At 67.3% G+C, this 14,266-nt stretch carries 14 protein-coding genes; 9 read left to right on the forward strand and 5 right to left on the reverse strand.

The window, feature by feature from the left end:
- Positions 1-81: 81 nt before the first annotated feature.
- The 4 genes from BLW81_RS16250 (at position 82) to BLW81_RS16265 (ending at position 4,389) form a co-directional block, all read left to right on the forward strand.
- Positions 82-1,209: an LLM class flavin-dependent oxidoreductase gene (locus BLW81_RS16250; RefSeq protein ID WP_083408056.1), complete on the forward strand. Its 1,128-nt coding sequence runs from the start codon at positions 82-84 to the stop codon at positions 1,207-1,209.
- The gene (locus tag BLW81_RS16255) at positions 1,206-2,381 is read left to right on the forward strand and encodes a sulfotransferase family protein (RefSeq protein WP_083408057.1); all 1,176 of its coding nucleotides are present in this window, start codon (positions 1,206-1,208) and stop codon (positions 2,379-2,381) included. The genes BLW81_RS16250 and BLW81_RS16255 overlap by 4 nt, the downstream gene beginning before the upstream one ends.
- A 64-nt stretch (positions 2,382-2,445) precedes the next feature.
- Positions 2,446-3,171: a sugar phosphate isomerase/epimerase family protein gene (locus tag BLW81_RS16260; RefSeq protein ID WP_083410588.1), complete on the forward strand. Its 726-nt coding sequence runs from the start codon at positions 2,446-2,448 to the stop codon at positions 3,169-3,171.
- Between the two features lie 9 nt (positions 3,172-3,180).
- Entirely contained in the window at positions 3,181-4,389 is a 1,209-nt protein-coding gene (locus tag BLW81_RS16265) for a DUF1214 domain-containing protein (RefSeq protein WP_083408058.1), read from the forward strand.
- A gap of 3 nt (positions 4,390-4,392) precedes the next feature.
- Here the strand turns inward: BLW81_RS16265 and BLW81_RS16270 are convergent, their stop codons facing one another.
- From BLW81_RS16270 to BLW81_RS16290, 5 genes are all read right to left on the reverse strand, one after another.
- A complete protein-coding gene (locus BLW81_RS16270) occupies positions 4,393-4,830 on the reverse strand; it encodes a hypothetical protein (protein WP_083410589.1) in 438 nt (145 codons plus the stop codon).
- Positions 4,831-4,907: 77 nt separating this feature from the next.
- Positions 4,908-6,272, reverse strand: coding sequence for a cytochrome P450 (locus tag BLW81_RS16275; RefSeq protein WP_083408059.1), 1,365 nt, complete (start codon positions 6,270-6,272; stop codon positions 4,908-4,910).
- A 54-nt stretch (positions 6,273-6,326) separates the two neighbouring features.
- Positions 6,327-6,518 carry a ferredoxin gene (locus BLW81_RS16280; protein WP_083408060.1) on the reverse strand — a complete coding sequence of 64 codons (192 nt, stop codon included), beginning with the start codon at positions 6,516-6,518 and terminating at the stop codon, positions 6,327-6,329.
- An 18-nt stretch (positions 6,519-6,536) separates the two neighbouring features.
- Positions 6,537-7,397 carry a mycofactocin-coupled SDR family oxidoreductase gene (locus BLW81_RS16285; RefSeq protein WP_083408061.1) on the reverse strand — a complete coding sequence of 287 codons (861 nt, stop codon included), beginning with the start codon at positions 7,395-7,397 and terminating at the stop codon, positions 6,537-6,539.
- A gap of 53 nt (positions 7,398-7,450) precedes the next feature.
- Positions 7,451-8,149 carry an SDR family NAD(P)-dependent oxidoreductase gene (locus BLW81_RS16290; protein ID WP_083408062.1) on the reverse strand — a complete coding sequence of 233 codons (699 nt, stop codon included), beginning with the start codon at positions 8,147-8,149 and terminating at the stop codon, positions 7,451-7,453.
- Between the two features lie 264 nt (positions 8,150-8,413).
- Between BLW81_RS16290 and BLW81_RS16295 the strand changes: the two genes are divergently transcribed.
- From BLW81_RS16295 to BLW81_RS16315, 5 genes are read left to right on the forward strand one after another with little or no spacing between them, the layout of a single operon-like run.
- On the forward strand, positions 8,414-9,910 hold the full coding sequence (locus tag BLW81_RS16295) for an aldehyde dehydrogenase family protein (RefSeq protein ID WP_083410590.1): 1,497 nt from the start codon (positions 8,414-8,416) through the stop codon (positions 9,908-9,910).
- On the forward strand, positions 9,910-11,118 hold the full coding sequence (locus BLW81_RS16300; protein ID WP_083408063.1) for a CaiB/BaiF CoA transferase family protein: 1,209 nt from the start codon (positions 9,910-9,912) through the stop codon (positions 11,116-11,118). The genes BLW81_RS16295 and BLW81_RS16300 overlap by 1 nt, the downstream gene beginning before the upstream one ends.
- A 17-nt stretch (positions 11,119-11,135) precedes the next feature.
- Positions 11,136-12,311 carry an OB-fold domain-containing protein gene (locus BLW81_RS16305; RefSeq protein ID WP_083408064.1) on the forward strand — a complete coding sequence of 392 codons (1,176 nt, stop codon included), beginning with the start codon at positions 11,136-11,138 and terminating at the stop codon, positions 12,309-12,311.
- A complete protein-coding gene (locus BLW81_RS16310; RefSeq protein WP_083408065.1) occupies positions 12,308-13,465 on the forward strand; it encodes a thiolase C-terminal domain-containing protein in 1,158 nt (385 codons plus the stop codon). The genes BLW81_RS16305 and BLW81_RS16310 overlap by 4 nt, the downstream gene beginning before the upstream one ends.
- A complete protein-coding gene (locus BLW81_RS16315) occupies positions 13,452-14,264 on the forward strand; it encodes an MlaE family ABC transporter permease (protein ID WP_083408066.1) in 813 nt (270 codons plus the stop codon). The genes BLW81_RS16310 and BLW81_RS16315 overlap by 14 nt, the downstream gene beginning before the upstream one ends.
- Positions 14,265-14,266: the final 2 nt, after the last annotated feature.

A 14,266-nucleotide genomic window follows, 5' to 3' on the forward strand; every position in this document is an offset into this window, starting at 1 on the left:
CGAGTGTGGGATTGTGTCACGCCAGGGGGCGGTTTCGTGTGACGGTAACCCACGTTCGGCGCACGAAGGAGGGGTGGTCGAGTGAGAGTGCAGCCGGCCGCCTACCTGCGCACCACGCTGCCGTTGGACCTGTCGGTGCTCGACGACCTCGACAGCGGGCGCTACCACTCGATCTGGCTGCCCGATCACATGGTCAGCTTCTGGCCCGATTCGATCTGGACACCCGAATTCACGGACCTGGCAACGGTTTCGCCGTCACCGCACCGGCACCTGGACGGGATGGCCGTCGCCGCGGCCGCGGCGGTGCTCACCAGGAACGTGCCGCTGGCGACCAGCGTCGTCGACACCGTGCGCCGCCACCCGTCGCTGCTCGCGCAGAGCGCGCTCACCATCGACCACCTCTCGCGCGGACGGTTCATCCTCGGCCTCGGCAGCGGCGAAACCGAGAACACGGTGCCCTACGGCTTCGACTTCTCCACGCCGGTCAGCCGATTCGAGGAGGCGCTGCAGGTGATCCGGCTGCTCTGGGACAGCGACGGCCCGGTCGACTTCGACGGCCGCTTCTACCGGCTGCACCGTGCCCGCCTGGACACCGAACCCTACGACGGGCGCTTCCCGCCGATCTGGATCGGCGGCAGCGGGCCGCGCACCCTCGACATCGTGGGCCGCTACGCCGACGGGTGGTGGCCGACCGGTGCTTGGTCACCCGACGACTACGCCGAAAAGCTCGCCGCGGTGCGGCTTTCCGCGGAGAAGGCGGGCCGCGACCCCGCGGCGATCACGCCGTGTTTCATCCAGGTGTGCCTGGTGGGCCGCGACGACGCCGCGCTGGCCGAGATTCTCGACGCCCCGCTGGTCAAGTCGTTTCTGCTGCAGGTTTCGGCCGAGGTGCTGCGCAAGGCGGGCTTCGAGCATCCGATGGGGTCGGACTGGCGCGGATACCAGGACATCGATCCCGCAGTGCTCACCCGCGAACGGATCGTCGCCTTCCTCGACCGGGTCCAACCGGAGATGGTCCTGGCCATGGTCCCGCACGGCACACCGCGACAACTCGCGCGTGTCATCAAGGACTACGTCGACGCGGGGCTGCGCGTACCGAAGATCATGGACTACGGCGCCATGGCGGGCCTGCGGTACACCGCCCAATCCGCCGCCAACGTGCGGGAAGTGGAGGACGAACTGATGGCCCTGTGCGGAGACATCCGGTGAGCGCGCAACTGGTGGCGCGTGACCTGCTCGAGCGCGCCGAGACCGAAACCGGGTGCACCGATTACGGCGATCCCACGCTGGCGGAACGGTTCTCTCTGGTGATCGACCACCTCAACGGGGTCGGAATGGACGCCGACGGTAGGCAGCGCGCCGCCGAGGTGTGCCACTGGCTGCTCACCTCGCGGCTGCAGTTCATCGCCGATCGGCACCGCTATCCGGTCGCCGAGGAAGTGATCGAGCAGCCGATGTTCGTCACCGGCGAGCCCCGGTCGGGCACCACGCTGATGCATGCGCTGATGTCGGTCGACCCCGACGCCCGCGCGCTGCGCTTCTGGGAGGTGATGTACCCCTCGCCACCGCCCGGCGCCGTCGATGGCGACGGCGACGACCCGCGTCGCGCACAAGCCGACGCGGACTGGCGCGAGATCAACGCCAAGCTGCCGAAGTGGTTGCACAGCCACCCGTACAACGACATGCTCGGCGACGGCCTGCCCGAAGACGAACGCACCTGGGCGTTCGACTTCCGGGTGCTCACCCCGACCGCGTGGTGGCGGGTCCCGATGCAGACGGTCGTCGGCGGCCTGCCTGTCGACGCCGCCGCGCAGTACCGGATCCACAAGTCGATGCTGCAACAGCTGCAGTACCGGCGGCCGCGCAAACAATGGGTGCTCAAGGGATTCCACGGGTTTCGGCTCAAGGAACTCTTCGACGCCTATCCGGACGCGACGCTGCTGTGGCTGCACCGGGACCCGGTCCAGGTGGCGGCGTCGCGCACCATGATGATGGCCGACATCCTCGAGGGCATCGTCGGGCCTGTCGACCTGCGTGCCGCCGCGAAGATGCACCTGGCGTTGACCCGCGAGAGCATCGCGAACACGATGAGCAACCCGCTGGTCGACGACCCCCGCATCCTGCACGTGCGCTACACCGACTTCATCGGCGATCAGGTCGGCACCGTCCGCCGCTACTACGAGTTCCGCGGCAGGCAACTGAGCGCCGAGGCCGAAGAAGCGATGCGCGCCTACCTCGCCGCCAACCCGGGTGACCGGCACGGCAAGTTCCGTTATTCCACGTCGCTGCTGACCGACATCGGCGAGGATCTGACCGCACTGCACGACGAGTTCCGCCCGTTCCGCGAGCGGTTCGGCGTCGAGATCGAGAAGCGAGCGTGAGAGAGGGCATGAGGTGACCGACGAGCGGCTGTCGGTGCACAGCGTCACCTTCTTCGGCGAGCCGATGACCGCGCTGCAGGGGCACTGGCAAGCACTCGGGGTGCGGCGCCTGAGCCTCATCGACGAACAGCTGTTCACCGGTGCTGTGCCGCAATTGGTTTCGGGTGGCCGGTACTCGGTGGAGTCCGTCTATCACCTGTTCGACACACCGGAAGCGCTGCTGCGGGTGATCGACGCGGCGACGTCGGTCGGGGCGCGGGTGGTCTACATGTTGACCGGTGGCCGCGGCGACCTCACCTGGGCGCACGCGGCCGAGCGGTTCTGCGAGTCCGTCGCGCCGTGTGCGCGCGCCGCCGAATCGGCCGGAGTGGCGCTGGCGATCGAGAACGCCTCGGCCCTGTACGCGGACATCCACATCGCGCACAGCCTGCGCGACACCATCACGTTGGCCGAGATGGCCGGCCTCGGGATCTGCATCGACCTGTTCCACTGCTGGGCGGAGGCCGACCTGCCCGCGCTGGTGCACCGGGCGCTGCCCCGGACCGAGCTGATCCAGCTGAGCGACTACGTCCTCGGCGACCGCGCACTGCCGGCCCGTGCGGTGCCCGGCGACGGCGCGATCCCCATCGAGGCCTTCGTCGCCTCGGTGCTCGGCGCCGGATACCGGCACGGCTTCGACCTGGAACTGATCGGCCCGCGCATCGACCGGGAGGGCCGGTTGCCTGCGGCGCGTCGCGCCTGCGCGATCATGTCGGCCATGCTCAACGGACTCAACGGACTCGACGGCTAGGGCTCGGCGATGGCATTCGGAGACGGACCCGACGACGCGGCACTGAGATCGGCGTGGGACACGTTCTGCGACAAGCTCAAAGACGCCGGCTCGCGGGTGTTCAAGGATCACAACCCGGCGTCGGGTGTGCAGCGGGTCGACGGTTTCCGGTTCCTCACCCAGAACCTGGGCCAGGCGTTCGACCTCGCGCTGGAAACCCGCGACACCCGCTACCCGGCGATCCACACGTTCTGCCACCCCACCCGCAAACTCGGCGGTGACTGCGCCGACTTCCTGTACCAGCAGGCGTGGATCGACGGGTCCTCGACGTATCGGATCACCGGTGACCGCGGCACCGCGGCGTTTTTCAACATCACGGTGCAGGGGCCGCGGCCGGTCGGCCCGGGCGTGTTGCACGAGCCGTTCGGTGATGTGCCGGAGGCGAATCTGTCGGGCACCCAGCTGCGCATCGACGATGACGGCGGCTTCGAGATCTACGTCGGCGGCCCGCGACGGGAACCGAACTGGCTACCGACCACCGCAGGCTCACGAAAACTGTTCATCCGCCAGGGTTTCGACCGGTGGGACGAGGTGCCTGCAAGGATGCGCATCGAACGGGTCGACATGACGACCCCGCGCCCGCTGCCCACACCGGCGGACATGACGGCGGCGATCGAGTGGGCGGGCGACTTCCTCACCGCGATGATGAGCGACTGGCCCGAGTACCCGTTCACCCACGGCGGTGTCGACCCCGAGCACCTGAACCGGTTCCCCGACGTCGCGGCGACCGGCGCGGACGCGAAACGTGGTCGCGCAGCGGCCAACATGCATTGGCGGCTCGCCGGCGACGAGGCGCTCATCATCGAGTTCGAGGCTCACGACGGCTTGTGGATGCTCACGAACATGGGGGCGTTCTTCACCAGCATGGATTACCTGTATCGACCGGTCAGCTACACCCCGAGTCGCACCGCCGTCGACGCGGACGGCGTCGTGCGCCTGGTGCTGTCGCACGACGATCCCGGCTACCACAACTGGATCGACACGCAGGGCTTCGAACGCGGCAACCTCACCTACCGGCACATGCTCGACGGGGAACCGGTTCCGCTGCGCACCCGGTTGGTCAAGCGCGCCGAACTCGCCGACGCGTTGCCGCCGGACACCGCGACGGTGACACCGCAACAGCGCGCCGAGCAGATGTGGCAACGCTTCACCGGGGTCCGGCGCCGGTACGCCGGCTGATGATCAGAGTCGTTGCAGGGCGAAGGTCCAGAACTGCATGCCGGGCGGCCCGTTGAAACATCCCACGTCGTAATGGGATTCGATGGTGCCGCCGAGCGAGATCTCGTCCCACGAGTACGTCTCGCGGGTCGGCAGGTTGTAGCCGGGGCAGCGCAGGCCGTCCGGCACATCGACGGTCATCGTGTAGCGCCCGTTGACGAGCTGGGCGGCGCCCTCGTAATAGGCGTAGAACTTCAGCCGCGGCCGTGCGCTGACGTGCACGCAGTCCGGTTGCTTGTCGGGGAAGCAGTTCGTGATGAACCAGACCCAGGACGCCCGGTCGTACCGGTTGGTGAGCAGGTCGTAGTTGCCCAGCTTCATCATCGCGTTTGCCGGTGCCGGCGTGGCGATCCCGCCGGCCAGCACGAGTGCGGCCAGCACAGCGGTGAGCTTGGTGAGCATGGTCCGCGTCATCTCGGGCCTTCCTGTCGCCTACCGAACTGCCATCAAAGCACTCCACCGCGCGGTTGCGTCGCCGTTCAGTCGATGACGGCGGCTTCCTTGCGTTCGGTGATCGGCCGGGCCAGTTCCTGCTCGTCGCAGATGCGTTGCAACTTCTCCAGCGTCTCGTCGAGCCCCGGCCCGAGCGGCTCGCTCGGGGTGAACGTCGCAGGCAGGTTGCGCATGCCCTGGATCACCCCGATGGTGTCGTAGTGCACGGTGCCCTCGGGGTCGCAGACGTAGTCGGGCATCCGGTCCAGCACCGCGGTCAGCATCGACTTGAACACCGTGCGCGCGACGTTGGAGCCGACGCAGCGGTGCACGCCGATACCGAAGCTGAAGTGCCGGTTGCCTTTCCGGTCCATGACGATCTCGTTGGGCTTCTCGAACACCGCGGGGTCGCGGTTGGCCATCGCCCAGGACAGCCAGAGCCGCTCGTACTGCTTGAACTGCTGGCCCTCGACCTCGACGTCCTCGGCGAACGTGCGACCGTCGCCGGGCGCCGGGGTGAAGAACCGCAGGAACTCCTCGGTGGCGGGATGCAGCAGCGTGTCGCGATCGCGGCTGAGGCGGTCGCGTTCGTCGGGATGCTCACCGAGCCATTCCAGCGCGTGGGCGGTCAGCGCGGTGGTGGTGTCGAACCCGCCGCCGATGATCAGGCCCAGGTTGCCCAGGATCTCCATGTCCGGCGCGGGTTCGCCGTCGATGCGCAACTGCAGCAACGCGTTCACCAACCCGGGCCGGGGATTCTCCCGGATCTCCATCATGTTGTTGATGAGATCGATGCCCATCTCGCGGTGCTGCTCGTTGATCTTCTCGCGCTCGGGTGCGTGTTCGGGCGTGTAGACCGAGGCGTGCGTGGGCTCGCTGTAGACGTTCCACTTCTTGAGGTCGATGCCCATCATCGCCAGGGTGAACACGGCGGGCACCACGTTGGCGAGATGCTCGACGAAATCGATGCGCCCCGAGGCGATGTGCTCATCGAGCGCGGCGCGGGTGATCTCGTTGACGAACGGCTCCCAGCGTTTGATCGCCGCTGGTGACAGATACGGGTTCAGCGCACCGCGATACGCGCTGTGTTCGGGTTCGTCCATCTCGAGGATGCCGCCGCGCACCACGGTCGCTCGGCTGGCCTTCGGGATCGTGATGCCCTGGAACGGCGTCTCACCGCTGATGTCGTGATGGTTGGACACCGCGGGGCAGCGGGCGAGTTCGAAGACGTGCTTGCTGTCGGCGGCGACCCAGTGCCCGTTGTAGGTGTCGGTCCACGCCATCGGGCAGCGGGCGTGCATCTCCTCGGTGATCTTCTCGAACTGCAGCCGGTACTCGGGGGTGTGCCGGTCGAAGTGATACCGGTTCTTCTTGCGGTCGTCGTCGGTCGCGACATCGCTCTCGATGGTCACGGCGTGTCTCCTAATCGCTTTCGGTGGCCTGCAAGCCTGGCGAAGGGCCCGGCGTCATTCGATGACGATGGCCTGTTCGGGGCATGAGTGGGCGGCCTCCCGGACCACGTCCTCCTGGTCGGGGGGCACCACCTCGTTCACCGGCGACGCGTGGCCGTCCACATCGTCGAGTTCGAACGAATCGGGCGCGATCATCGCGCACAGGGTGTGTCCCTGGCAGCGCGTTCCGTCAACCGAAACCTTCACCGTCGCAGTTCCTTCCGCTCAGTTGTGGTAGTCGTACCACTTCAGGTACCCGCCGGCGTCGACCCGCAGCTGCGCGCCGGTGACGAACCGCGCCTCATCGGAGGCCAGCCACAGCACCGCATTGCTGATGTCCACCGGCTCCACCCACGGCACCTTCATCGCCTGCTGCACGTAGAACACCGGTTCGGCGTCCTTGAGCTCGGGGTTCTCCAGATCGGGCCGGAACGAGCGGTACATCGGCTCGCTCTGCAGCATGTTGGTGTTGCAGTTGGTCGGATGCACGACGTTGGCCCGAATCCCGCGTGGCGCAAGCTCGGTGGCGAGATCGTGGACGAAGGCCGACAGGGCGCGCTTGGAGTGGACATAGGCCATACCGCCGGGGTCGTTGCCCGGGTTGTCCTTCTGATGGGTGTCCATCAGGGCCGCGGTGGACCCCGTGGCGATGATCGACGCGCCCTCCTTGAGGTGCAGCAGCGAGACCTGGATGGCGTTGATGGTGCCGATCAGGTTGGTGTTGATCACGTCGATCCACGCCTGCAGCGGCGGTTGGCCTTTCATGCCCGCCACACCGGCCTGCGCGACCACGATGTCGAGCCCGCCGAGTTGGGCGATGCCGTCCTCGAGTGCGGCCTTCAGTTGCGAGGCCTCCCGCACGTCGGCCTTCGCGGTGACGACGCGCTGACCCGTCTTCTCGATGAACGCGGCGGTCTCTTCGAGATCCTCCGGCGTGGCCATCGGGTAGCCGATGGTGTCGATGTTCTCGCAGAGGTCGACCGCGATGATGTCGGCGCCCTCCTCGGCGAGCCGCAGCGCATGACTACGTCCCTGTCCGCGCGCCGCGCCGGTGACGAATGCGACCTTTCCCTGTACGCGTCCCACTGAAGAATCCTTTCCTTAGCACTCGCTGCCGACATGCGATTCGTCTTGCCTGATCAGGTGTTTCGGCCGCCGTTGACGCCCAAGATCTGTCCGGTGATGTAGCTGGCCTCCTCGGAGACCAGGAAGGCGCAGGCGGCCGCGATGTCCTCGGGCCTGCCGATGCGCCGCACCGGTGTGGACTCGATGCTCTGCTGCACCTTCAGATAGCCGCGCTCCTCGGACTTGCGCAGCATCGGGGTGTCGATGAAGCCCGGCGGCACCGCGTTGACCGTGATGCCGCTGGGGCCGTATTCCAGGGCAAGCGATTTGGTCAGCCCGTTGACGGCGGACTTCGCCGCGACATAGGGCGACATATACGGCTGGCCCGAGTGGGTGCTCGACGACGAGATGTTCACGATGCGGCCCCAACCCGTTTCGACCATGTCGGGCAACACCGCTTGGATGCAGTGGAAGACGCCGTTGAGATTGACGTCGATCACGCGCTGCCAATCGTCGAACGTCAGGTCGGCGAAGCGCTTGAACTTCTCCAGGCCGGCGGCGTTCACCAAAACGGTGACCGGCCCGAGTTGAGCGCGGATCGCGGCCAGTGCTTCCTCGACACCGGCACGGTCGGTGACGTCGGCCGTGTAGGCGAATTCGTCCTCCGAAGGGGCGATGTCGATGGTGGCGACGTGCATCCCGTCAGCGCGCAGGCGTTGCACGACGGCCAGTCCGATACCGGAACCACCTCCGGTGACGACGGCGTTCTTCATCGCTGCAGCTGGCCTCCACGCATCAAGAATCATCCTTCCGATTATGAGAACCGTACTCTCGTGCTGTGCAACTCCGCAAGACAACGCGGCGCGGCGGTTCGCATCGATGAGACGATCGACGGACGATTGTTGCACCGTTATCCGCAGGCAGCGGCGATTCCGTTCATTTTCTTGAGTTCTCTCAAGGCGAATGTATGATTCGCCAAGGATGAGAATGAAGTTTCCATCACAGGGCAACTTCAGGCTCCGCAACTGAGGAGGATGATGCAGGAAGCGACCACCATCTCGAGTGAGGAAGCCCAGCCCGCCGCCGACCCCTCGAGCGTGGATCGCCGGCTCCTGATCGACGGTCGGCTCGTCGAGACTGCCGCGACGTTCGCCTCCCTCAACCCCGCCACCGGCGAGGTGCTCGGATATGCGCCCGACGCCACGGTCAGCGACGCGCAAGCCGCCGTGGCCGCCGCCCGCCGGGCGTTCGACGAGACGGACTGGGACACCAACACCGAGTTGCGGATCCGCTGCCTCGAGCAGTTCCACCGGGCGCTCGTCGAGCACCGCGACGAACTGGCCGCGCTGACCATCGCCGAGGTCGGCGCGACCGAGGCGCTGTGCCAGGGTGCCCAACTCGATCAGCCGATCGAGATCGTCCGCTACTACGCCGAGCTGCTGAAGACCTATCCGATGACCGAGGACCTCGGCAACATCGAGAGCCGCGGTATGCAGCACCACCGCTGGGTGGAGAAGGAAGCCGCGGGCGTGGTGGCCGCAATCATCGCCTACAACTACCCCAATCAGCTCGCGCTCGCGAAGCTGGCGCCCGCGCTGGCCGCGGGGTGCACGCTGATCCTCAAGTCCGCGCCCGACACCCCGCTGGTCACGCTGGCGCTGGGTGAACTGATCGCCAACCACACCGACATCCCGGCCGGCGTGGTCAATGTGCTCAGCGGCGCCGACCCCGAGGTCGGTGCGGTCCTGACCACCAGCGCCGACGTCGACATGGTGACGTTCACCGGGTCGACGCCCACCGGGCGGCGCATCATGGCCGCGGCCAGCGAAACCCTCAAGAAGGTGTTCCTGGAACTGGGCGGCAAGTCCGCGGCGATCGTGCTCGACGATGCGGACTTCAACACCGCGGCGCTGTTCAGCGCATTCTCGATGGTCACCCACGCCGGTCAGGGCTGCGCACTGACGTCGCGGCTGCTGGTACCGCGCAAACACCACGACGAGATCGTCGAACTGGTCAAGAACAACTTCGGGCTGGTGCGCTACGGCAACCCGGCCGACCAGGGCACCTACATGGGGCCGCTGATCAGCGAGAAACAGCGCGACAAGGTCGACGGCATGGTCAAGCGGGCCGTCGAGGCCGGCGCCACGCTGGTCACCGGCGGCGAGAAGGTCGATCCCGGCTACTTCTATACGCCGACGCTGCTGACCGACGTCGACCCCGACAGCGAGATCGCCCAGGAAGAGGTGTTCGGGCCGGTGCTGGTCGTGATCGCCTACGACGACGATGACGACGCGGTGCGGATCGCGAACAACTCGATCTACGGCCTCTCGGGTGCGGTGTTCGGCAGCCAGGACCGGGCGCTGGCGGTGGCGCGGCGCATCCGCACCGGCACGTTCTCCATCAACGGCGGCAACTACTTCAGCCCGGACAGCCCGTTCGGCGGCTACAAGCAGTCCGGCATCGGCCGTGAGATGGGCACCGCCGGGCTCGAGGAATTTCTGGAATCCAAGACTTTTGCGACGGTGGTGAGCTGATGAGTGGGCCGCTTGACGGTATTCGTGTCCTCGAGGTGGCGATGTACGGCTTCGTGCCGTCGGCGGGCGCGGTGCTGCGCGAATGGGGTGCCGACGTCATCAAGGTCGAACACGCGGTCACCGGCGACCCGCAGCGCGGTCTGCGCCAGACCGGGCTGCTGCGCGTCGAGGGCGATCCGAACCCCAACATCGAGCACGCCAACCGGGGCAAGCGCAGCATCGGCCTGGACATGTCGGTGCCCGAGGGGCGCGAGATACTGATGGTGTTGGCAAAAAAGGCCGACGTGTTCCTCACCAGCTTCCTGCCGGGCCACCGGCAGCGGTTCGGCATCGACGTCGACGACATCCGCGCCGTCAACCCGAAGATCATCTACGCCAGGGGCAGCGCGCTCGGCCCCCGCGGCGAGGAATCGGTCAAGGGCGGCTACGACATGACCGCGTTCTGGTGCCGCGCCGGCACCGCCGCCACGATCACCCCGCCGGGCACGCCGGGCATGGTCGGCCCACCCGGGCCGGCCTACGGCGACACCATCTCCGGGACGAACCTCGCCGGCGGCATCGCGGCCGCGCTGTTAAAGCGGGAACGCACCGGCGAGCCGTCGGTGGTCGACGTGTCGCTGCTCGGCAGCGGGCTGTGGTCGCTCGGGCACACGGTCGCGCTGACCAAGCATCTGGGCCAGCGCATGGAGGCCTTCCCGCCGGGTGTGCACGGCTCGCCGATCAACCCGCTCGTCGGGCTGTACCCGACCGCCGACGACCGCTACATCTCGTTCGTGATGATGCAGCCGACCAAGTTCTGGGCCGATGTCTGCAAGCACATGGGACTCGACGAACTCGCCGACGACCCGCGATTCGCCACCGCGGAGTCGATCGCGGAGAACACCGAGGCGGCCGCGGAGATCCTCAAGGAGACCATGGCCAAGCGTCCGCTCGCCGAGTGGAGCGAGCGGTTCGCGACACTGCTCGGGCCCTGGGCGCCGGTGCAGGACACGCTGCAGGCGGTCGAGGACGCCCAGATCCGCGCCAATGAGTACCTAGTCCAAGCGGGCGAACTCGAATTGGTCGCGAATCCGGTGCAGTTTGACGTCAGCGCACCCGAAACGGGTCCGGCGCCGGGGTTTGCTGAGCAAACTGACGACATCCTGCAGGAACTCGGCTTGGATTGGGACCGCATCATCGAGCTCAAGACGGCCGGCGCCGTCACCTAGGTTCGAAAGAGAGTCCCATGCCCCACGTCGCGTCGATCGGCACCTACCTGCCGTGTTGGGGTGCGCCCCGACACCGGGTGGCCGGTGACGACGAGGACGCGATCACGCTCGCGGTCGAAGCAGGCCGCGCCGCGCTGGTTGCCAGCGGCGCGGTCGAGCGCGTGGTTCTGGTCAGCCGCGATCTGCCGTTGCTGGACAGCAGCAACGCCGCGGTGCTGCTGGCCGGCCTGGGACTCGATCCCGAACTGGAGGTCGACGAGCGCCTCGGCGGTGCGCCTGCCACCCTGGACGCGGTCAGTTCGGCGCGGCCGAGGACGTTGATCATCGGGACCGATCTCGACCCCGCCGGGGCGGCGGCGATCCTGACCGCCGAACGCGGACTGCAGGTCCGCACCGCGGCGCGGGTGGCGCGCAGCCTGCCCGTGCGTACCCGCAAGGCGACCGGCGACGTGCACGACTACGGCGATCCGCGGTTGCTGCACGAGCGGGGACTCATCGCGTCGCTGGAAGCGGCCTGGCTGGACACGCCGGTGGCGGTGGCCGGCGTCGACCACGCGCGCGCCGCCGAACTGACGATCGGGGACCCGCCCGCGCTGCCGACCACGGGTGCGAGCGCCAGCCTGTTCGCGTTGGCCGGTCTGGCCGAGCGGCAGACGACAGGGCCGCTGGTGGCCGTCGAGCAGGCCAGCCTGTCCGGGCTCAACGTCACCGGCGGGGTGGCCGAGCTGCTGCGGCGCGAGCCGCCCGCCCGGCCGCTGCCCGACGGCAAATACGTGGCCGACGCCGAGATCCCGATCTCGCTGGCGGCCTACGAGCGCGCGTTCGAGGCGAAGGTGCGCTGGGAGGCCGGGCGGTTCGGCGACTCCGGCGAGCTGGACTTCCCCCCGCGCTACCGGTTGGCCGCCAACGGCGCGCTGTCCACCGGATACGAACTGATTCCGTTGCCGCGCAACGGAACCGTATACACCGAGACCACCGTGCACATGCCGGTGCCGGGTCTGCGCACTCCATACTCGCTGGTGATCGTCGAACTCGACGGAGTCGGCGTGCGCGCGCTGGTCAAGGTGACCGGCGCGGAACCGGGCACCGTCGACATCGGCACCAGGGGACGGCTGGCGCTGCGGCGGGTCGCGGTGCGCTCCGGCGTGCCTGACTACGGCTACATGTTCGAGCCGGAAGCGGTGGCGGCGTGAGACGCGTGGCCGTTGTCGGGGCCGGAATGACGGCGTTCGGCGAGCATTTCGCGCTGGGTCTGAAAGACCTGCTGCCGATGGCCTTCTCCGAATGCGCGGCCAGCGTGGACAAGGGACTCGACAAGAGCGATCTGCAGGGTGCCTGGTTCGGCGCGATGGGAACCGCCGACGGCTTTCCGGCAGGTATCCTCGCCGACTCCCTCGGCCTGCCGGATCTGCCCGTCACCCGTGTCGAGAACTCCTGCGCCACAGGCAATGATGCGATCCGCAACGCGCTGTTCGGGGTGGCTTCCGGGGCCTTCGACGTCGCGCTGGTGATGGGTGCCGACAAGCTCCGCGACACCACCTCGCGCGACATGCTCTGGGAGTGGGAGGCGATGGCGCGCGACTACCCGCTCGGGGTCGTCTCGCCGGCCGGGTTCGCGCTGCACGTGCGCCGGTACCTACACGAATCACCCGCGACGCGTGAGCACCTGGCGATGATCGCGGTGAAGAACCACCGGCACGGTGTGCAGAATACGAAGGCACGCTTGCGTTTCGAGATCACCGTCGAACAAGCGCTCGCGGCGCCGATCGTCGTCACCCCGTTCGGGCTCTATGACTGCGCGCCGCAGAGCGACGGCGCCGCCGCGCTCGTGCTGGCCGCCGAAGAGGTGGTCGACCGGTTCACCGATCGGCCGGTCTGGATCCGCGGCGTCGGCCTGGGCCTGGACTCGGTGATGCATCAGCACAAGTCGGACATGACGACGATGCCGGCCACCGTGCGCGCCGCCAAGCAGGCTTTCTCCATGGCGGGGCTGACGCCGTCGGATGTGGACGTCGCCGAAGTTCACGATTTCTTCACGGGCATCGAGCTGATCAGCTATGAAGATCTGGGATTCGCCGAGCGGTTCGGGGGCCACAAACTCGTCGAAGCGGAAGTCACGACGATCGGTGGGGGGCTGCCCGTGAACCCGAGTGGCGGGTTGAAGGCCAAGGGGCATCCGCCGGGCGCCACCGGCGTCGCGCAATGCGTCGAACTGTTCGCACAGCTCCGCGGTGAGGCCGTGAACCAGGTGGATGGCGCACGGATTGGCCTGGCGCACAATATCGGCGGACCGACAGCTGTTGCGGCGGTGACCATCCTGGAGGGAGTCGGTAATGGCGCAAGCTAGCGGGCCGGAGCGGTGGTCGGCTGGTTTGCCGCCGTTGCGGAATCTGGCGGGTCCGATGCAGGCGGTCGGTGCGTTGTTCGCGATGTCGGCTGATGCGGTGCGGTATGTGTTCGCGCGGCCGTTTCAGTGGCGGGAGTTTTTGGAGCAGTGCTGGTTTATTGCGCGGGTGTCGTTGGCGCCGACGTTGTTGGTGGCGATTCCGTTCACGGTGTTGGTGTCGTTCACGCTCAATATTTTGTTGCGGGAGTTGGGTGCTGCGGATTTGTCGGGGGCGGGTGCGGCGTTTGGTGCGGTGACGCAGGTGGGTCCGATCGTGACGGTGTTGATCGTGGCTGGTGCGGGGTCGACGGCGATGTGTGCCGATTTGGGGTCGCGCACGATCCGTGAGGAGATCGACGCGATGGAGGTGTTGGGGATCAACCCGGTGCAGCGGTTGGTGACGCCGCGGATGTTGGCCTCGGGGTTGGTGGCGTTGTTGCTCAACAGTTTGGTGGTGATCATCGGGATTTTGGGGGGTTATTCGTTTTCGGTGTTCATCCAGGATGTCAATCCGGGGGCGTTCGCGGCGGGGATCACGTTGTTGACCGGGGTGCCCGAGGTGGTGATCTCGTGTGTGAAGGCGGCGTTGTTCGGGTTGATCGCGGGTCTGGTGGCGTGTTTTCGGGGGTTGACGATCAGCGGGGGTGGGGCCAAGGCGGTGGGTAACGCGGTCAACGAGACGGTGGTGTATGCGTTCATGGCGTTGTTCGTGATCAACGTGGTCGTCACCGCGATCGGCATCAGGATGACGGCGGGTTAGCG

It is taken from the genome of Mycolicibacterium rutilum (assembly GCF_900108565.1).
Lineage (GTDB): Bacteria > Actinomycetota > Actinomycetes > Mycobacteriales > Mycobacteriaceae > Mycobacterium > Mycobacterium rutilum.

What these genes read in the sequence shown, in the direction of transcription:
- BLW81_RS16315 (WP_083408066.1), top strand. Translation starts at nt 13,452, where the DNA reads ATGGCGCAAGCTAGCGGGCCGGAGCGGTGGTCGGCTGGTTTGCCGCCG.
- BLW81_RS16270 (WP_083410589.1), bottom strand. Translation starts at nt 4,830, where the DNA reads ATGCTCACCAAGCTCACCGCTGTGCTGGCCGCACTCGTGCTGGCCGGC.
- BLW81_RS16305 (WP_083408064.1), top strand. Translation starts at nt 11,136, where the DNA reads ATGCCCCACGTCGCGTCGATCGGCACCTACCTGCCGTGTTGGGGTGCG.
- BLW81_RS16295 (WP_083410590.1), top strand. Translation starts at nt 8,414, where the DNA reads ATGCAGGAAGCGACCACCATCTCGAGTGAGGAAGCCCAGCCCGCCGCC.
- BLW81_RS16265 (WP_083408058.1), top strand. Translation starts at nt 3,181, where the DNA reads ATGGCATTCGGAGACGGACCCGACGACGCGGCACTGAGATCGGCGTGG.
- BLW81_RS16300 (WP_083408063.1), top strand. Translation starts at nt 9,910, where the DNA reads ATGAGTGGGCCGCTTGACGGTATTCGTGTCCTCGAGGTGGCGATGTAC.
- BLW81_RS16260 (WP_083410588.1), top strand. Translation starts at nt 2,446, where the DNA reads ATGACCGCGCTGCAGGGGCACTGGCAAGCACTCGGGGTGCGGCGCCTG.
- BLW81_RS16290 (WP_083408062.1), bottom strand. Translation starts at nt 8,149, where the DNA reads ATGAAGAACGCCGTCGTCACCGGAGGTGGTTCCGGTATCGGACTGGCC.